This is a genomic window from Phycisphaeraceae bacterium (genome assembly GCA_040222855.1).
Lineage (GTDB): Bacteria > Planctomycetota > Phycisphaerae > Phycisphaerales > Phycisphaeraceae > Mucisphaera.
The window spans coordinates 247,303-265,041 of record JAVKCD010000003.1 but is presented as its reverse complement, the minus strand read 5'-3'; the positions used below and the strand labels follow the sequence as shown (position 1 = coordinate 265,041).

Sequence of the window (17,739 nt, the reverse complement as noted above, 5' to 3'; positions counted from 1 at the left end):
AACATGCCTAGTCTATCGGACCTTGGGATGGGGGGGCAATGGGGTGTGAGAAGTTGCCTATTGGGGGTGATCATCGGCGTTTATGCCGTTTTGATCGGGGTGTTGACGCTGGAGAGGCTCGTAGGCGTCGATAATCCGCTGGACGAGACCGTGGCGGACGATGTCGGTCTTGCCGAGGGTGACCATGGAGACGCCATCGGTGCGTCTGAGCCGTCGGACAGCGTCGATGAGGCCGGAGTCGCGCGGGTCATCGAGATCGATCTGGGAGGTGTCGCCGGTGATGACCATCTTGGAGCCGTGGCCGAGACGGGTGAGGAACATCATCATCTGACCGCGGGTGGTGTTCTGGGCTTCATCGAGGATGATCCATGAGTGATTGAGGGTGCGTCCGCGCATGAAGGCGAGGGGGATTACTTCGATGAGGTCCGAGGCGATGAAGCGTTGGACTTGCTCGAAGGCCATCATGTCCTGAAGGGCATCGAGGAGGGGGCGGAGGTAGGGGTTGACCTTGTCCTGCATGGTGCCGGGTAGAAAGCCGAGTCGTTCGCCGGCTTCGACGGCGGGTCGGGCGAGGACGAGTTTGCGAACGAGCCCTTTCTTGAGCATGGCGACGGCGGCTGCGACGGCGAGGTAGGTCTTGCCGGTGCCAGCGGGGCCGGTGCAGAAGGTGAGGTCGTGCTGGCTCATGGCGTGGAGGTAGCCTCGCTGGCCTTCGGTGATGCCGCGGATGGGTTTGCTGCCGAGGTAGACGTCGAGGTGGTCGGTGGCGAAGGTCGGGGCTTCATCGGACATGTCGCTGGTGGGTGGTGCCCAGGCGATGCGTTCGAGCAGGGCCTGGCGGTCCATGGGATTGTCGGTTCGGGCCCGTTCGATGAGCTCTTTGAGGGTGGCGGCGGCGCGGCGGACAGGACCGGGTTCGCCGGAGATACGGATGGTGTGTGATCGCGCGATAATGGTGACGCCTAGGGCTTCGCGGAGGAGTTTGAGATTGCGCTCCTCGGGTCCCGTGATAGCGAGTCGAACATCGGGTTGGCTGTCGAGTTGGATCTCAGCGTGCACCGGCACCCTCCATGCGGCGGTTGCCAGCAAAGGCGGCCTCGATCTCCGAGGCCTGCACGTGGCGTAGGCTGCGGCCATCGGGTGTCGTGTGTTCGAGGAGTTGGCCAGCGTTGTCGAAGTGAAGATTCTGCGCGGCTCTGCGCGGGGCTGGGTAGAGCATCACCTGATATCCGTTGCTGGCTTGATGAGCTTCGGCGAGGGCGAAGGTCATGGATTCGACGGGTAGGTAGTAGCTGTAGTAGGCAACGGGGTCGCTGAGCAGGTCCTGCCAGCCGGTCGTCATGGCGAGCTGGTGGGCCATGGGGAGGTAGGCGATGGGCGGGATGGCGTGTTGGGTCTGGGCGGTACGGTCGGGGTCTTCGATGGTAATGACGAGCGTTTCACCGGTGCGCACGGCGGTGATGGCTTTGCTGTAGTAGGGTGCGGCGGTGTTGTCGATCTGTTTGATGCTTGAGCGTGATTCCCACACTTCGACGGTGGTGTCGGCGGAGGCGAAGGCTCGGATAACGCTGTCTTGGATCGTGGATTTGTGGTCCACGCGTCTGCGGTGCTCGACGCTAATGCCTTCGATACCTAGTTCGGTGGCGGGTTTGATGACGTGTCGTTCGTATCCGATGGCTTCGCCCTGGAGTTCGATGAGGAACCACGAGGTGGTGGGTGTGGTGATGGTCTGGTTCATGGCGGGAACGACGGCGTCGATCCACTGGCGTCCGCGTTCGAGACGCTGGCGGTGTTCCTGGGCGAGTTCCTGCTGATCTCTGACGGCGAAACTGTTGACGAGTTGGTCGAAGAGTTCGCGGCCGCGATCAGCGTCGGGCCAGTCGGCCTCGGATTGGATAACGGCAACGCGGCGGGGGGTGAGCATGATGAAGGCCTGGGCGAGATAGAACTCGCCGCGTTTCTCCGAGCTGACGCGGACGGTCCACCAATGGGCTCGGTGGCCAGCGATGGTGGTGCGCAGCGGGGATTCTTCGAGGATGGTGGGTTGACTCGCACCGAAGCCGATCTGACCGAGGGCTCGGTTGGTGATAGCGGGGAGGATGGTGTCCTGATCCTGTTGTTCGAGATGGAGACTGGCGGCTGCGGAGCCTTCGCCTACGACTTTGATGAGGGCGCCATCGTCAGTCTGCTCGACGTAGTGAGCGTTGTCGGGCAGGTCGAGGCTGATACCAAACATGGGTTCGGACCATGTTGTGGCTGTGACACTGGGGGTGATGAGCACGAGCAGACTGAGGATCAGGGTGGCGAAGTGACGCAGGCGGAGGTGAATCACGGGGTGCTAATCTCCGTCGTCGCATCGTTGGTGGGTCTTGCATAGCGGCCAGCGAGCGTGACCAGGGCGTAGCCTTCGCGGGCGAGCTTCTGGCCTTGCGCTCCATCGGGGAGCAGGTCGGAGAAGTAGATCAGCCAGAAGCGGCGGCCGTCGTTGTTGCGGCTCATCACACAGATGGCGATGAGGCTGTTGGCAAGGCGGTCGATGGAGCCGTCATCGGACTGGATGCGGATCTGGACCTCTTTGGCGAGGACCCCGCCAGAGTGAGTGGATGTGAGGAACGGTCGGAGGTTGCTCTCGATGGGCTCGAAGTAAGGTTTGTCTTCGCCAAGGAGCGTGTCGTAGACCTCCGCAGCGCTGGTGCCTTCTGGTGTGTTGATGTAGCCGATGCGCAGGCGTCGAGTAGGCCGGTTGGGATCAGCGAGAATCACGCTCTGCTCGGTGAGCTGAGCCCAGGAGGGGTCCAGAGATTTATCGACCGTATTCCATGTGGCTGGAGTGGGGATATCCAGTCCGCCCAGGCCGATCCACCGGGGGGCGAGTTGACCTGACGTGTTGGTTGGTTCGGCTAAGGGTTCTGCCTGATTACTGGATGGTGGTGTCGTGATAGGCAGCGAGTCAAAGTCATGCTCGCGGTTGGTGGTGAGGAGCGATGCGATGCCCAGGGAGCCGAGGAAGATGCCGACCATGACGACGGCAAGGGCTCCGGAGCGGCGCATTGACAAGTGTTGTTTTGAGGCGTTCGCCATAGCCTTCATGCTAGGCGGGTGCTCTGTGGACTGCCAGCGTCTGACCGTGAGTGGGGGCTCAGGCTGCTCGTGCGAGCGGTCGGGCCGAGGCCCGGCGGTGTTCGGCGGGCTCGAAGGCTTCGAGGATGCTGGGGAGCTGGGCAAGGTGCTCGGAGGGGAGGATGATGCTGCGACCGGCCCGTGTCAGGAGGGGTGTCGTCTGGGCTCGGGTGCCCACAATGGCCATGCCAGAGCGTTCGGCGGACCGGCAGATGTCTTTATAGATTCGTCGGGCACCGGCATTGGGCTGTGGTTCGCCGGTCTCGGAATCGAGGCAGGCCTGGGCTTCGGGTTCAAGGTCCGAGACGACCAGACTCTGGCGGAACCAGCGGATGGCTGGCCAGAGTTTAGCGCTGCAGCTCAGGACGATGGGGAAGTGGCCTTCCTGTTGCCAGCGGTGCACGGTTCTCGATAGTGTCAGGTCGCGGCGGTGCATGGCGTCGATGGGTTCGACAGTCATGGCGGCACATCGCTGCTGGGCGTGCTGCCAGGCGCGGAGGTGGAGTTTACCGGTCGCGAGGATGGTGAGATGGAGGTCGCAGATATCGGCGAGCGTGTCGATGAGCGCGCTGACGCGCCGTGCCGCTGGTTTTCCCTGAGGATCGGGGAGGGTGTTGGCGAGCATCAGGACGCGGCGCTTCTGGGCGGCGCGGCGGACCGGTACCGGGAGTTGTGTCCGGGTCGTGTTGTCGTCCTGGGTCGGCATCATCCGTTCCTGCTGGTGCGTGTTCAGGCGGCTTCGCGTAGCTGATCGACGTATCGATAACGGTAGCTGTAGGCGTAGCTGTAAGCGGCCGTGACCTCTTCCTGGTCGGTGGCGATCACGCCGCCGATGGGTGTGTGGTAGCTCCGGAGCACGCGGACGGCCTGCTCGATGAGCGGACGCGGGGTGAGACGCATGCGAGCGACCAGGAGCACTTCATCAGAGAACCCGCCAAGGATGCCTGCGTCGGCGAGGTCGAGTGCTGGCGGGGTGTCGATAATGATGTGGTCGTACCGGGTGCGGAGCATGCTTAGGAGGCTCTTCATTCGTCCCGAGCCGAGAAGGCTTACGGCATTGCGTCCGGCTCGCCCCCCAGCGGTGATGACCGATAGGTTGCTGCCAGGGACGGTCTCGATGATCTGTTCGGCGGTGGCCTGATTGCGGAGATAGGCGAGCAGCCCGGTGGTGGAACCGATGTGCAGCATGTCCTCGAACGAGGGGAGGCGGAGATCGGCTTCGATCACGATGGTGCGTCGCTCGTGGAGTTCAGCGAGGCTCAGCCCGAGGTTCAGGCTGGTGATGGTCTTGCCTTCCTGGGGCGTGGCGCTGGTGATGGTGTGGACGAGGTTTCTTCGCTGCTCCCAACGAGCCAGGAGGGAGGTACGAATGAGCCGGTACTCTTCGGAGGCCCTTGAGCTGGGTTCGGTGGCGACGACGACGCGGTCGTCGAAGCGCGTGACGGCTTGGTGGTCGTCGGCACCGATCGCGCCCAGTGGCGCGAAGTCATCTTCGATTTCGGTTTCTTGATCGGTGGTTTGTGACTGAGGTGTTTCGGTGAAGGCGTAGGCCTGCTGGGTCTTACCGTCGAGTCCATCGGTGAGGTCTGCGTCCTCGAAGATGGTTGAGAACGGACCGGTGGCACGGGGTTCGTTGGCGGGCGCGGTGTCCTGAGCAGGCGGTGGCACGGCGGGGCGCTCGACGCCTTCGCGGGCGTCAGGCTGACCGTGGTCGTCGTTGCCCTCGGACCTTTTTAGAGCGTCAAAGATGTATCCCACGATCGTGTCCCTACTCTGGGTGCTGTCCATTCAGTCCGGGCGCTTACCGGCCGCACAACCGGTTCACCGAAGCTCGGCAGCATGTCGTCGATGACAGCCCTAACGATATCGGCTGAGACCCGTGTACTTTCTCGAACGTAACTCATGAGTAGCGCGTTATCGCACACTACATTGATTAGCCGAGGGGTCCCTCGGGCGTAGCTGAAGACCTCATCCTTGGCCGAATCGTCGAACTCAACGAAAATCTGGTCAGGATCCAGGCTGGCCGCGCGGATGCGGTGATCGATGTAGGCCCCGGTATCGCGACGGTTCATAGCTCGGAGCTGCTTGGCCAGGACGATCCGCTGCCGTAGGGCCAAGAGCTTGGGGCTGGCGATGCGATCACGGAGTTCGGGTTGGCCGACGAGGACAAGTTGGAGCAGCTTGATGGTGTTGGTGTCGAAGTTGCTGATGAGCCGGAGCTCTTCAAGAGACTGATCGGTGAGGTTCTGGGCCTCATCGACGAACAGAACAACCGGGCGACGCTGACGGGCGTGCTCGATGAGCACGTCTTGGAGTGTTTCAAGGAGGCGGGCGTGGCTTGCGCCTTCGGGTGGTGTGACGCCAATGGCACGAAGGACATGGGCGATCAGGTCGGCGCGGTCGGCGTGGGCGTGCACGATCTGAGCGATGGTGGTCTGGTCGCCACAGCGTGAGAGCATGGTGCGACCGATCGTGGTCTTACCCGAGCCGATCTCGCCGGTGATCAGGACGATGCCCTTGCGCAAGCGGATGGTGTACTCGATGGCGGCAAGAGCCTCGCGGTGCTGCTCGCTGTCGTAGAAGAACCTCGGGTCGGGGTTATTCTCGAAGGGTAGTTGTTTGAACTGGAAGAAGTCTTCGTACATGGCTTACTCGACCTCGCTTGGATTGGACGGCGTCGCCGTCACGGTGTTCTTTTGAGTTACGCGGGGTTCTTCGATGGCCTCGGTTCCGCGGAGGGCGAAGACGTGAGGTTTTTCGAGGTCCAGATAGAGCAGGGCACCGACGCCGAGGAGAACGGCAACCATCACGACGGCCTGTGTCGGGTAGAGCACCAGTCGCCGGAAGCGTCGCGTGCGTCGCTGGCCCCGGGTGATGACTTCGCCGACGGACCCGATGAGCGGAAGGCCGAGGTCGGCGGCGAGGACGTTACCGTCGTGGTAGGTGGCTTCGGTGCGGTAAGCAAAGAAAACGCCTAGCGAGCCAGCTATCACGCCGAGGAGCACGCAGGCCATCAGGACCTGAGTCAGATCAGGAGAGACGGGTTTCCAGGCAGCCCCGGCGCGCTTGATGAAGGCGAGTTGGATGCCGCGGTTGCCATTTTCTGCTGCGAGTGCGAGATCGACCCGGCGCAGGTTGGACTCCCAGAACAGCAAGTCGCCACGAGCCTCGGTGAGTTCACGCTCGAGCTTTCGGTACTCGCTGCGAGCGGGGAACATATCTGCTGAGGTAGCGCCTAGATGTTCGAGAGAACCGCGGACCGAAGCGATGGTGTCATCGATCGACTGTAACTCGCCTTCGGAGCGAGCCAGCGACAGCTCCATCTCGGTGCGCTTGGGGTTTGGTATGAGATTGCGTGCGGTGACGACTTCGGAGTCGATCGCTTCGAGTCGTTCCTCTGCCATGGCGATCTGCTGCTTGATTCCGATGACATCGGGGTGCTGCTCACGCATCTTGTTGACGTTGAGGTAGGTATCGAGTTGCTCGTTGAGCTGGCGGAGCTTGGTGTAGTTGTCATTCCGTAATGGGTTGGAGCCCATCACGAGAGATTCAACGCGCAGCGGCTCGGTTTCCAGGCCTTCGCGGAGTGTCGCCAGGCGAGCAACGAGACCTTCTCGCTTAGCAAGCTGCTCTTCGAGTTCCTGCCGGGCTTCGATGAGCTGGTTCTGGACGTTGAGCGGGTTCTCGGGGAGGAGGATGGCGTTATCGATCTCGAACCGGAGCATCCGGTTCTCGACTTCTTCGATCTTCTGACGACAGCGAGCGAGTTCCTGACGGAAGAAGGAGGCAGACTCATTGAGCCTGTTATCCATCTGAGCGCGGGTTTCTTCGAGGTATTGTTCGACGAGTCCGTTGACGACGATCCGTGTCACGGCGGGGTTGGAGCCTGTATAGGCGACGCGGACGCGATCGAGCTGTGCTGAGGCCAGGTCCCAGCGGACGGTTACCTTGCGGATAAGGTCGAGACGGAGTTGCTGGCGATCAAAGCTGGTTTCGATGATCCCTGTCTGGCGCAGTTCCGGTTCGAGGCGAGTGATGAGCCGGTCGATGGCGACCTCGCCAGCAAGCTCTTCGGTGACCGAGTTGCGGGGGACCTGGAAGGCTCCGGTAGCGCCACGGTTGGTCATCTCCGAGAGAACCAGGTCGGTGCGTTTCTCGAAGACAGCCTCTGAGCGGTACTTCCGCGGAAGCGAGAGGCTCACCAGGAGGACGGCGACCATGACGGCGAAGCATGGCAGCACGAAGCGCCAGCGGTAACGCCGGAGGATCGCCCAGAGTTCGAAGAGGGCGGTCTGTTGTTCCTGGCTTTGTGTCATGGCTTGTTCCTCAACCCTTTGTCTCTTGCGCTTCGGCCTGATCAGTTAGTTTCTTCGGTGCTGTTGTAGCGCCCGGCCGCGTCAGAGATATCTGCGGGTCCGTTCACGACAGCAGCGGCCGGTAGCAGCGGCAGCAGCAGTTGCTGGGCGGCAAGCCCGATGGATGCGAGGGCGCTGGGTGGGACATAAATGACGTCGTTCTCCTCTAGAACGGCGTCTAGGGTCGTGTCACCTTTTTGGACCATTTTGTTGTAGTTGACGGTCATCATCCGACGCATCGTGCCGTCGGGATTAGGCCGAAGGATCTGAATCTTCTCGGGATTCGCCAGACGGCTGGGCTGTGCCCTCGCGAGGGTATCGAACACGGTGTTGGTGCCGTTGTAGGCAAAGGGTCCTGAACGGCCAACCTCGCCAAAGACGTAGATCTTCTTACTCGAGAAGCTGGTTACCCTGACCGTCACGTCCGCGTCGTTGTAGTAGCTCTTGGCGAGCTCTTCGAGTTCAGCCCCGAGTTCCAGAGGTGTTTTCTCGGCGACGAAGACCTCTCCGATCAGGGGCAGTGTGATCATGCCATCGGGTCGGATCTGCTGATTCACGCCATTGATCTCGCGGACACGCTTTGAGCTGATGGCGATGCTGTCGGGTGGAGCCATGCGGTACTCCGTGGCCGTGACGGCAGGCCTCGGCACACGGACAAACGCGCTGTAGTCGGTGTAGGTTGGCTGGCAGCCGACGGTGCCAGCGGTGGTGAGTCCGAGGGCGAGGGCTGCGGCGAGTTGGCGTGTTCGGGCTGGTGTCTTCATGGTCAAGGCTTCCTGTGGCCGTCTCAGCACGCGGTGGGGTCCCAGCAGCGGGGCAGGGTCTGCACGAGCAGACGCAGATCGCCGACGGTGGATCGTCGACGGAGGTACTTGAGATCGAAGGCGAGCTTTCGTCGCATGCCCTTCACATCGTTGCTGTAACCGTTTCGGACCTGTGCAAGTCCTGTTAGTCCTGGAGGTCCGGTAAGGCGCCACTCGACTCGGGGCAGTTCCTGGCGCAGTTCCTCGATGATTTCCGGACGTTCGGGTCGAGGGCCGACCAGGCTCATTTCACCTATGAGGATGTTCCACAGCTGCGGTAGCTCATCGAGGTGGCTCTTGCGCATCCAACTGCATCCGGGGAGGATGCGGCGGTCGCCAACGGACGCTAGCTGGGCCCCGCGATCTTCGGCGTCGAGGGTCATGGTGCGGAACTTCCACAGTCGGAAGAGCCAGCCATCACGACCAGCACGCCACTGCCAGAAGAGGACCGGCCCGCCATCGGCGAGCTTGATCCAGACCGCGCATCCCAGGAGCAGGGGGCTGATGATGAGCAGTCCCACGCTGGCGAGTGTGATGTCGAGGGATCGCTTGACCAGCTCGTAGCCCCAGCCGGGCGAGCGGAGCTGTCCCATGGGGACGGCAGGCTCGATCATCGACTTGCGTGGTTGGAGGATGTGGGTCGTCATCGTCGGTCCTCGGGCCTGTGCCGTTTGTGACATCAGGCAAGACGGACATCGACGGGTGATATGGCCGACTTAAGCGGGCTGAACCGCCAGTGACGAATTTTCCGTCCCGGACGATTGGTCAACGTGGCGATCCGGGGCGTGATCGAGCGTTATCCGGACTCGGCCAGCCATGGCAGAAGGAGGGCTTGGTCGCTACGATCTATTATCTCGCGTCTGTAGCTCAATTGGATAGAGCATCGGTCTTCGGAACCGAGGGTTGGGGGTTCGAGTCCCTCCAGGCGCATTTTTAGACCGTCAGGCTTGCCAGGATCCGCCTCCTGGGGCCTGTCCTACCGCGGCCTATCAGTCCCCAGATGTGCTTGTTGTCTCTGTAGATAGACGATCCGCACTGGATTCACGGCGTGAATCCAGTGCGGATGATGAACATTGTGATAGGGCTCGCGGGTTGTCAGCTAGGTTCCTAGTTGACACTGCGATCAGCGACGCCTCAGGAGGACAACGCCCGCAGCCAGTAGCCCCAAAGCAGCGGGCTCAGGAACAGCCGGAACGACATCGATCAATGTATCGCCGACTCGGATCTCATCGATGTGGTACTGGAACGGGCTGTTGATCGCATTGCCAATTGATGAGAACGCGAACTGCAGCAGGTCGTCGCCGTTGGAGATCTGGGAGTTGACAGAGAGGGAAGCGTCGAAGTTAGCTGGGGCTGCCACGCCAACATCGGGATTGAGGTAGATCGTCACAACGTCCTGATTGTTGGGGCTTGTGTCAAAGAGATGACCCACGATGAGGTAGGTATTGCCGTGGGTCAGCGAGGTTGATGTGGCTGACTCAGCACCGTTGGCGTTGGCGATCAGATCGTAAGTCCCGGCCCATGCGGACCAGTTTTTCAGACGAAATCCATCAATGGCACCGGAGTTGGTGGCGCTGCCGGCAGAGCGATTGATGCCGGAATAGGCAAAGTTATCCGCCAGATCAGCGGTCGGTCCGGCGTCCAGTCGGAAGAGGAGGCTGAACCAGCGATCTCCGCCGTTGTTTAGGGCGGTCGCATCGAAGTTGCGATCAAACCCGCCTCGCTTGCCATCATCGGCGTCAGCTACCGAGCCTGACGAGGTCAGGAGGCTGGTTGTGCCGTCGTTGTATTCGAGGCTGGTGCCTGCATCGGTGAGATAGACTCCGTTGTTCCCACCAGAGCGTGTCCAGGCATCACCGGTGCTCCAGCCGATCCCGCCTTCGATGGCCAGGCCGTCGAGGCTGGTGCCGTTGGGATAGGCATCCCATCCTTCATAGGCAAGCAGGGCACCTTGGACAGGCATGGTTCCAGCTGCAGTCGTGAAGGCCGTAGCGAGGGCCAGGGTGCTACAGCGTGCGCGATTGATCATGATGGACATCTCCGTCTCCTTGTGATTCTTAAATCAAGGTGATTCAAGTGTTTATGCCAAAAATCTGGCTATGCTGATCCTAGTGTATACATATCGAACTGTACTAGACAGGAAATCTGATGCAAGTCAGAGGGTGGAGATCAGGCAAAAATATATGGTTTCTTAGGGGTTTTCCCGGTTTATGAGGATGAGCATCCCGCCTGGATCTGCGGGAATCGGGCGGGAGCCAATCAGTTTTCTCTAGAGTGCTTGTAGGGTTGCGGCGTTGTCTTGAGACAGATTAGATTTCGAGAGATTTGCTGAGACTTCTGAATTTTTAGGGTTTATCGGGAATCAGACACGGTCAACGACCGTTGACTGAGTATGGTCAATGATCGTTTACAACGCGTGAAAGGTTCTCATGGGGATCCAACCGTGCAGAGCACCAAGGAGGCGCTCCGGCAGGCGGCTCTGAAAGTCGCCGGAGCCGAGGGTATGCAGGGGGCGTCGGTGCGGTCGATCACCCGGGAGGCTGGTGTGACGGAAGCTGTTCTCTACCGGCACTTCACGAACAAAGAGGACCTCTGGAAGGACATCTACGCCAAGATTGTTGGTGAGATGATTCACGACAAGACCGAACTGGTGGACGCCGACCTGCCGCTGGCTGAGAAGCTCAGGCGATGGGTCGATCTCACTTACGCCTACTACGACGGCAACCGCGATGCGTTTACTTATGTGTTGCTGATGCCGAGCAGTTACGCCGAGTCTCTGGGGGAGGTTTACACGACGCAGAGTCGGCTGCTCCGTGCTGTTCTTGTGTCGGGTATCCGGCGTGGATCGTGTCGTGAGTTGGATGTCGATATTGCCCTCGCCATGGTGGCGGGCCTGATGCTCGGGGTGCCTCGGCGGATCAATGAAGGGACGTTGACGGGGCCAGCGCTGCTGTACGCCGAAGAGGTCGCCCATGCGATGGCACGGGTGCTTGGTTGTACGGATAAGCCCAAGGCCCAGGCGGGTGATGGATGATGCTGTGTTGAGCTGATCAGCCGGATGATCGGCTGCTGAATGTTGTTTGAACTGTCACGGGACGATCGGGTGCGCGGCCGATCCTGCCTGAATCTTATCCCGCGCTTGTATCGGAGGAGTTTTACGATGGATCAGCAGAGATTGAAAATGATAGCGTTTGGTGCCGTTTTGGGCCTTGGCGGCTTGTCCACATCGGCTCAGGAGATCACGATCAAGGTTGAGAATTTCCAGGAGCAGGGCGGTTTCTCGTTTACGCCCTTCTGGGTCGCCGTGCACAATGGCGGGTTCGATAGCTACGACGGCGGGTCAACTCTTGCGGGCTTTCCGGGCACCGAAGAGTTGGCCGAGTTGGGTCAGACCGGTCCGATCAGCGATGCATTCGCGGCGAGTGCAGCGGGTCTGGTAGGCGGTGTGGATGGCACCGTTCTCAGCCCTTCGACAACCCCGCCGGTGCTTACGCCCGGTGACTCTGGCAGCCTGACGCTCAACGTCGGCGACGCGACCACGAATCGCTACTTCAGCTACGCCTCGATGGTGATTCCTAGCAACGATCTGTTCGTGGCCAATGGCAACCCATTTGGGATCGAGTTGTTCGACGCGTTGGGTAACTTCAATGGTCCGGTCGAGATCCTCATCTTCGGGCGTGATGTGAATGATGCGGGCACTGAGGCGAACGATGCGGCCAACGGCCCGGCTTTCGTCGCTGGTCAGGACGGGGCGGCGGGGTTGATTACAGACGTGGCAGTCATCAATGCCTTCGATGATCCGACACTGCCCGCTCACCTGACCAGCTTCATTAGCACCAGCAATCCGATCTACACCGTTCAGAGCACCTTCGGAGCCAGTGACCTCATTGCTCGGATCACGATTGTCCCGGAACCCGCCAGCGCAGGTCTGTTGGGCCTGCTTGGGCTGGGCCTGATCCGCAGGCGCATGGCCTGATTGCAGCGCACCAGCTTCTTCCTTCTCAGCCCCTCTACCTTCATGGGTGGAGGGGTTTTTCTTAATCTGGATGCCTGAGTCAGTCGCTTGGCGGCTGGCGGATTGCTGCGATAGCCAGGTCCTGGAAGCTGAAATCGTGAATAACAGCTCTGAATCGGGGATTTAACCGGATTCTTCTGGGTGTTTTCAGTTTCGGTGATATACTTAGCGGTAGGCCTGATGGGTGTTACATAACTAAAAACTTTAGAGGAGAGATTTCATGTTCCTATCTGATGGTAGCTACCGGGCAGCGGCTCTGGTCTCGGGTTTCGTGCTCTGTGGGTCCGTTTCAGCTTCTGTGCTGGACGATTTCAACAGCGGCATCCTTGTCGCGGACTTCCTGTTCGACGATGTCGCCGGGACCACCATTGACGGTGCCGCCAACTCAGCCAATCCACTCGCCACCTTCGACGTTGATGCGGACAGCGCCGATGTCGTCACCAACGGCTCGGGCCAGCTCGACGCTTCGCTGAAGGCGAATACAGCTTTCGGCAGCAACTACGTCGACCTGGACGCGATCGATTCAGGCCGTGTCATCGCCCTGATGGACGTGACCTACAGCTTTGATGATCAGATTTTCGACTCCGCCCAGGACGAGGAGTTCCGGCTCACGCTGATCACCAATGATCCGCGGTCAACCTTTGTGACAGCGGAGATCTTCTTCCAGCGGACCTCAGCGACTGAGGTGACCCTGTACGGCAACGGCGTCGGCACGGGGGCATCGGATACGCCCGATGTGATCCTCGCTGGTGGCGCCCGGGTCCTGACGCTGCTCGACGTTGATCTCGACGCCGACGTATTTGAACTGTTCTACTCATTCAATGATGGCGCTACGTTCACCTCTGCTGGTACCGGCACGCTGGACCCGACCCGTGGCATCGAGTCGGTGCGGATGGTCCTCAACGAGGATTTCTCGAATGACACGCTGTTGATCGACCGGTTCGCGGTGGCCATCATTCCTGAGCCAGCAAGTGTCGCCCTGCTCGGTCTGGGCGGCTTGATGCTTGGCCGTCGTCGCGCCTGATCGCAAAACCAAAAATGCTTTGACTTTAACCCCGGTGCCTCAGGGCACCGGGGTTATTTCATGCCGGGGTGATCGAGCGCATCCGGGAGCGTCTCGACGAAAGCTCGGATCTCATCGCGGACCCGCCGGTAGTGATTCATCGCGACTTCCGGGTCGGACTCAAACTCCGCGAGGTGGGGCGGGTCATCAAACCCACGGTGAATGATTCTTGCTTTCGCGGGGAACACCGGGCAGTTCTCGTGGGCGTGCTGACAGACCGTGATGACGACATCGGGCTCAAAACCGTGTTCGATGACCTCCTGCATGGTGCGAGATTGCTGTGAGGCGATATCGACGCCAGCCTCACGCATGACCGCCACGGCGTTGGGGTTGAGCCCCTTGGCGACCACGCCAGCCGACAAGGTTTCGATCTGGTCCGACCAGAGATGGCGGGTCCAGCCCTCGGCCATCTGGGATCGACAGGAGTTGCCGGTACAGAGGAACAGCAGCTTGAGTTTGTCGTGCATGGTGGTTTCCCGGAATGGTGTAGGGCTTTAGTATACTTGTGTGAGTTTGGACGAACCGCTGATTCCGGACTGCCCCTCCTGCGGCTATTCGCTGCAGGGATTGCCCGAGCGCGGCGAGTGCCCGGAGTGTGGGCGAACGTACTTCCAGCCCTCGGGGCTCTTCCAGCCCAGGAAGCAGTATCGCTACCACCCAGACCCGCCGGCTTTCGCCAGCGTCCTCATCGTTGGCCTTTATCCGATTCTTTACATCCTGTTCACCTACTTCGTGGTGTTCTGCATTTATCTCGCTGGGGGACCCAACATCACCCAGCAGTCTCAGTCTGGAGGTGCTGTGGCCGCCATCGCGGGTCTTGTCACCGTCTTTGGCCTGCCCATGCTCTGCCTCGGCTACCTGCTTCACATTGCTTATCTCTTCTACGCCCCATTCGCCTTTGTCCGCTATGGCCGCCAGATCGCGGCGTACTTCCCGGAGGACCGGCGGGCTTGCTGGTTTCACACCGGTCTGCTGGTTGTGCTGTCGCTGATTTATCTGTACTTCCTGGTGGCCGTGGTTGTGCCTTTTTTCTAGGTCATGCTCGGGGATTGAGGTCAACTGGAACCGTGGCAAGATCGATCCTCAGATGAAAGTGCGGAACTCATTACAAGCAGGGCACCGGCGGAGTCCTGAACGAGTTAAGTCGTTCCCAAGGCCTACATTCTGGGTGTTTTGAGCTGGCTGACCCTCATACTCTCGCTTCTTTGACCTCTGACGACCCCCCGGCTACCTTGCCGGGCTCGGTTTTGTGTCGGGATTCGGCCCCGGCACTCTTTTTCACCCCCAGATCAGGGAGATCGCCATGGCGATCGAGACGCTTTACGACAAGGACGGGTCGCTCGACGGCCTCAAGGGCAAGACCATCGCGGTGCTGGGCTACGGCTCGCAGGGCCATGCCCATGCCCAGAACCTTCGGGATTCAGGGCTCAAGGTCATCGTGGCCAACCGGCCGGATTCAGCCAATGGCAAGCTGGCCGCTGAGCACGGGTTCGACCCGATGCCGGTTGATCAGGCGGTCAAGGCGGCGGATATGGTCATCCTGACCCTGCCTGATGAGGTCCAGCCGGATGTCTACGAGAAGTCTATCGCCCCGAACCTGACCGCCGGGATGACGCTGGGTTTCACCCACGGTTTTAACATCCACTTCAAGACGATCACCCCGCCCAAGGACGTGGACGTCGTGATGGTCGCCCCGAAGGGTCCGGGTCACACGGTCCGTTGGGAGTATGAGAGAGGCGGCGGCGTGCCCAGCCTGATGGCGATCCACCAGGACGCCACTGGCAAAGCCCGTGAGATGGCGATGGCCTGGGCCATCGGTGTCGGCGGCGGAAAGGGCGGCATCCTCGTCACGACCTTCAAGGACGAGTGCGAGACCGACCTCTTCGGCGAGCAGGTCGTCCTCTGTGGCGGTCTTTCCGAGTCGATCAAGAAGGGCTTCGAGGTTCTGACTGAGGCCGGGTACCCGCCCGAGCTGGCGTATTTTGAGGTCTGCCACGAGTTGGAGCTGATCATCAACCTGATCAAGCGCGGCGGGCTCGACTACATGCGGTACTCGATCTCGAACACCGCGGAGTTCGGCGACTACTACACCGGCCCGAAGATCTGCGACGACGAAACCAAGAAGCGAATGGAAGCCGCCCTCAAGCACATCCAGGACGGCGGGTTCGCCAAGGCCTTCCGCGATGACTACGCCAAGGGCTTCCCGTGGTTTAAGAAGCAGCGCGAAGAAAACAAGGGCCACGCGGTCGAGAAGGTCGGCAAGGAACTCCGGGCCATGATGCCCTGGCTCAAGCCAGTCGATATCGACAAGATGTGACCCGCCCTCGTTGCATAAAGCGTTTGTCAAAGCCTCGGGTATTGGCCCGAGGCTTTTTTATTACGACCACAGTAACCCGTAACGCCCCGAGATCGCTGTAGCGCGGGCCGCTTGGAGCAGGTCGGCGCGGAAACCATAGTGCGTGGGCTCGATGGGGAGTTGGGCGACGCCGATGAGCCGGCGGACGACTTCACAGCCGGCGTAGCGCGCAAGCAGGATGGGATCGACTTCGGGAGCATCGGGACTGGCCAGGTAGGCATCGAGGAACGTCTCCGCGAGCGCCCGCTCTTGCCGAGCCAGTGCCAGGTGCGCGATGAAGACGCCCAGGTCGAAGGAGGGGTCGCCGAGGTAGCCAAACTCGGGGTCGATCACGAACACGCCACGCGTTTCGGTGCGGAGGAAGCTGCCCGGGAAGTAGTCGCCATGGACCAGCCGTGTACCGTCACTGAGGTATCGGTCGCCGGTCTCCAGGGCGATTTCGACGAACCGGCCATCGGTCTGAGTGAGGCTGGCTGCATCGGCCAGGCCGGGCTCAAGGTCATCGAGGTCGAGTCCCATCCCAGCGACCCCACCGGGCTGAAGCGGGATCACGAAGATGTGCTGGTGATTGAGCTTTCGCATCGCTCGGTTGGCGAGGTGATCGTCAGTGGCCCGATGCTCGACGGTGTGTAGCGCTGCAGCAAAGGTGCCCAGATCGCGGAGCTCATCGTCACCAAGCGGGATGCCCTGATAGACGTCCGTGAAGTCCGCCGCAGGCCCGAGATCCTCAAGGACAAGGATGCGAGCGTCATCGTCAAAGGCCAGGAGCTCCGGCATCCGCTCTTCTACACCCTTAATCCTCGACACGGCCTGATAGAAGCGTTTTTCTGAAATGGCACGGTCCCAAGGTGCCTCGATCTGGGGATATTTCTCAACCCACGGGCGGGACTGTTTCACGATCACGCTGTCGCTCGGTGTTGTGACCCGTAGCGTCAGATTCATGTTGCCCTCGCCAGCCTTTTCAGCAGCGGTGACGGGGGTATCAGAATCGATCACGTCGAGGCGGGCGAGAATCCGCTGGAGAAACCCCAGATCTTCGCTGTCAAGCCACGGGAACTCAGGATTTTTTTGTCGCCAGGCATCAGGAGTCATGGGGCGAATGATAGAGAGATCGGTGCTCATGCCCAACTAACAATCGCCACAACGGTAATCTTCCCGCATGACTCAGAAAACCTTACCACTACGTGGTGCGCTGTTGGGCGAGCTACTCGGCACGTTCCTGCTCGTTTTCTTCGGTGTGGGATCGGTCCATGTTGCGGTCCTGACCGGCGACTTGGTTGGGATCGGGCAGGTCGCCGCCGTCTGGGGCCTGGCCGTTAGCCTTGCGATATACGCCAGCGCTTCGATGTCCGGCGCGCACCTCAATCCCGCTGTGACGCTGGCTTTCGCATCACTCCGCGATTTCCAGATGCGCCGCGTGGTCCCATACATCGTGGCTCAGACGACCGGGGCGTTCGTCGCGGCGGCTCTGCTTCATGTCATGTTCAGCGGCATGATTCAGGCCTATCACGCAGAGCACGCGATCGACATGCAGTCCGCTGGCGGGGCCGCGACGGCCATGCTCTACGGCGAATATTTCCCTAATCCAGTCGGTGACCCGGCATGGACCGAGCGATGGGATGAGCTGAGCACAGGGGGCGCTTTTCTCGCGGAGATGCTGGGTACTGCCCTGTTGGTCGGGATGATCTTTACGCTGACCGATCCTAGAAACAAGATGGCCCCGGGTCCTGCAGGAGTGCCTGTGGCCATCGCCCTCGCCCTCGCCGCGATCATCTGCCTGATCGCACCGCTGACCCAAGCCGGACTCAATCCTGCGCGCGATTTCGGCCCCCGTGTCTTCGCATACTTCGCTGGCTGGGGACCCACAGCGTTACCCGGTCCCCGCGGCGGCTTCTGGATCTATCTTCTGGCTCCGGTCGTCGGCGGACTGCTTGGAGGGGTTCTCTGGGATCGTGTTTTTCGGCCCGCCCCTGTCCGTGAGTAACCCTCGCTCTAGGATGGCTCTGTGACAAGACAATCTGTTTGCT

At 60.7% G+C, this 17,739-nt stretch carries 18 protein-coding genes and 1 tRNA gene; 7 read left to right on the top strand and 12 right to left on the bottom strand.

Features of this window, described 5'->3' with window-relative positions; genetic code table 11:
- Positions 1–57 precede the first annotated feature (57 nt).
- Genes RIG82_01115 through RIG82_01075 form a run of 9 tightly spaced genes read right to left on the bottom strand, consistent with a single transcriptional unit; the run spans position 58 to position 8,925 of the window.
- Positions 58–1,059, bottom strand: coding sequence for a PhoH family protein (locus tag RIG82_01115; GenBank protein ID MEQ9459537.1), 1,002 nt, complete (start codon positions 1,057–1,059; stop codon positions 58–60).
- A complete protein-coding gene (locus tag RIG82_01110) occupies positions 1,049–2,332 on the bottom strand; it encodes a hypothetical protein (GenBank protein MEQ9459536.1) in 1,284 nt (427 codons plus the stop codon). The genes RIG82_01115 and RIG82_01110 overlap by 11 nt, the downstream gene beginning before the upstream one ends.
- A complete protein-coding gene (locus tag RIG82_01105) occupies positions 2,329–3,081 on the bottom strand; it encodes a hypothetical protein (GenBank protein ID MEQ9459535.1) in 753 nt (250 codons plus the stop codon). The genes RIG82_01110 and RIG82_01105 overlap by 4 nt, the downstream gene beginning before the upstream one ends.
- A 58-nt stretch (positions 3,082–3,139) precedes the next feature.
- Positions 3,140–3,826 (bottom strand): hypothetical protein, encoded by a 687-nt coding sequence (locus tag RIG82_01100; GenBank protein ID MEQ9459534.1) that lies wholly within the window; start codon positions 3,824–3,826, stop codon positions 3,140–3,142.
- A gap of 23 nt (positions 3,827–3,849) precedes the next feature.
- Complete coding sequence (locus RIG82_01095) at positions 3,850–4,878, bottom strand: AAA family ATPase (GenBank protein MEQ9459533.1); 1,029 nt, start codon at positions 4,876–4,878, stop codon at positions 3,850–3,852.
- Entirely contained in the window at positions 4,854–5,765 is a 912-nt protein-coding gene (locus RIG82_01090) for an AAA family ATPase (protein MEQ9459532.1), read from the bottom strand. Before RIG82_01090 ends, RIG82_01095 begins: the two co-directional genes overlap by 25 nt.
- Positions 5,766–5,768: 3 nt before the next feature.
- Positions 5,769–7,436, bottom strand: coding sequence for a hypothetical protein (locus RIG82_01085; GenBank protein MEQ9459531.1), 1,668 nt, complete (start codon positions 7,434–7,436; stop codon positions 5,769–5,771).
- Positions 7,437–7,477: 41 nt separating this feature from the next.
- Positions 7,478–8,239, bottom strand: a complete 762-nt coding sequence (locus tag RIG82_01080) for a polysaccharide biosynthesis/export family protein (protein ID MEQ9459530.1) — start codon at positions 8,237–8,239, stop codon at positions 7,478–7,480.
- Between the two features lie 23 nt (positions 8,240–8,262).
- A complete protein-coding gene (locus tag RIG82_01075) occupies positions 8,263–8,925 on the bottom strand; it encodes a sugar transferase (protein MEQ9459529.1) in 663 nt (220 codons plus the stop codon).
- Between the two features lie 209 nt (positions 8,926–9,134).
- Here RIG82_01075 and RIG82_01070 point away from each other — a divergent pair.
- Positions 9,135–9,208 (top strand) — tRNA-Arg (locus RIG82_01070).
- A 193-nt stretch (positions 9,209–9,401) separates the two neighbouring features.
- On the opposite strand, the gene RIG82_01065 is transcribed toward RIG82_01070, so the two are convergent.
- Positions 9,402–10,316, bottom strand: a complete 915-nt coding sequence (locus tag RIG82_01065; GenBank protein ID MEQ9459528.1) for a PEP-CTERM sorting domain-containing protein — start codon at positions 10,314–10,316, stop codon at positions 9,402–9,404.
- A 405-nt stretch (positions 10,317–10,721) separates the two neighbouring features.
- Between RIG82_01065 and RIG82_01060 the strand changes: the two genes are divergently transcribed.
- From RIG82_01060 to RIG82_01050, 3 genes are all read left to right on the top strand, one after another.
- Positions 10,722–11,312, top strand: a complete 591-nt coding sequence (locus RIG82_01060) for a TetR/AcrR family transcriptional regulator (GenBank protein ID MEQ9459527.1) — start codon at positions 10,722–10,724, stop codon at positions 11,310–11,312.
- Positions 11,313–11,495: 183 nt separating this feature from the next.
- The gene (locus tag RIG82_01055; GenBank protein MEQ9459526.1) at positions 11,496–12,254 is read left to right on the top strand and encodes a spondin domain-containing protein; all 759 of its coding nucleotides are present in this window, start codon (positions 11,496–11,498) and stop codon (positions 12,252–12,254) included.
- A 259-nt stretch (positions 12,255–12,513) separates the two neighbouring features.
- On the top strand, positions 12,514–13,317 hold the full coding sequence (locus RIG82_01050) for a PEP-CTERM sorting domain-containing protein (protein ID MEQ9459525.1): 804 nt from the start codon (positions 12,514–12,516) through the stop codon (positions 13,315–13,317).
- A 53-nt stretch (positions 13,318–13,370) separates the two neighbouring features.
- Here RIG82_01050 and RIG82_01045 read toward each other — a convergent pair whose 3' ends face one another.
- Positions 13,371–13,823 (bottom strand): arsenate reductase ArsC, encoded by a 453-nt coding sequence (locus RIG82_01045; protein MEQ9459524.1) that lies wholly within the window; start codon positions 13,821–13,823, stop codon positions 13,371–13,373.
- Positions 13,824–13,869: 46 nt separating this feature from the next.
- Between RIG82_01045 and RIG82_01040 the strand changes: the two genes are divergently transcribed.
- Complete coding sequence (locus tag RIG82_01040) at positions 13,870–14,391, top strand: hypothetical protein (protein MEQ9459523.1); 522 nt, start codon at positions 13,870–13,872, stop codon at positions 14,389–14,391.
- 268 nt (positions 14,392–14,659) lie between these two features.
- Positions 14,660–15,673 carry a ketol-acid reductoisomerase gene (ilvC, locus tag RIG82_01035; protein ID MEQ9459522.1) on the top strand — a complete coding sequence of 338 codons (1,014 nt, stop codon included), beginning with the start codon at positions 14,660–14,662 and terminating at the stop codon, positions 15,671–15,673.
- 60 nt (positions 15,674–15,733) lie between these two features.
- On the opposite strand, the gene RIG82_01030 is transcribed toward ilvC, so the two are convergent.
- Positions 15,734–16,804, bottom strand: coding sequence for a phosphotransferase (locus tag RIG82_01030; protein ID MEQ9459521.1), 1,071 nt, complete (start codon positions 16,802–16,804; stop codon positions 15,734–15,736).
- Positions 16,805–16,871: 67 nt separating this feature from the next.
- On the opposite strand from RIG82_01030, the gene RIG82_01025 reads away from it, so the two are divergent.
- Complete coding sequence (locus RIG82_01025) at positions 16,872–17,696, top strand: MIP family channel protein (GenBank protein ID MEQ9459520.1); 825 nt, start codon at positions 16,872–16,874, stop codon at positions 17,694–17,696.
- Positions 17,697–17,739 lie beyond the last annotated feature (43 nt).

What these genes read in the sequence shown, in the direction of transcription:
- RIG82_01075 (MEQ9459529.1), bottom strand. Translation starts at nt 8,925, where the DNA reads ATGACGACCCACATCCTCCAACCACGCAAGTCGATGATCGAGCCTGCC.
- ilvC (MEQ9459522.1), top strand. Translation starts at nt 14,660, where the DNA reads ATGGCGATCGAGACGCTTTACGACAAGGACGGGTCGCTCGACGGCCTC.
- RIG82_01085 (MEQ9459531.1), bottom strand. Translation starts at nt 7,436, where the DNA reads ATGACACAAAGCCAGGAACAACAGACCGCCCTCTTCGAACTCTGGGCG.
- RIG82_01045 (MEQ9459524.1), bottom strand. Translation starts at nt 13,823, where the DNA reads ATGCACGACAAACTCAAGCTGCTGTTCCTCTGTACCGGCAACTCCTGT.
- RIG82_01050 (MEQ9459525.1), top strand. Translation starts at nt 12,514, where the DNA reads ATGTTCCTATCTGATGGTAGCTACCGGGCAGCGGCTCTGGTCTCGGGT.
- RIG82_01105 (MEQ9459535.1), bottom strand. Translation starts at nt 3,081, where the DNA reads ATGGCGAACGCCTCAAAACAACACTTGTCAATGCGCCGCTCCGGAGCC.
- RIG82_01065 (MEQ9459528.1), bottom strand. Translation starts at nt 10,316, where the DNA reads ATGTCCATCATGATCAATCGCGCACGCTGTAGCACCCTGGCCCTCGCT.
- RIG82_01030 (MEQ9459521.1), bottom strand. Translation starts at nt 16,804, where the DNA reads ATGACTCCTGATGCCTGGCGACAAAAAAATCCTGAGTTCCCGTGGCTT.
- RIG82_01090 (MEQ9459532.1), bottom strand. Translation starts at nt 5,765, where the DNA reads ATGTACGAAGACTTCTTCCAGTTCAAACAACTACCCTTCGAGAATAAC.
- RIG82_01100 (MEQ9459534.1), bottom strand. Translation starts at nt 3,826, where the DNA reads ATGCCGACCCAGGACGACAACACGACCCGGACACAACTCCCGGTACCG.
- RIG82_01025 (MEQ9459520.1), top strand. Translation starts at nt 16,872, where the DNA reads ATGACTCAGAAAACCTTACCACTACGTGGTGCGCTGTTGGGCGAGCTA.
- RIG82_01080 (MEQ9459530.1), bottom strand. Translation starts at nt 8,239, where the DNA reads ATGAAGACACCAGCCCGAACACGCCAACTCGCCGCAGCCCTCGCCCTC.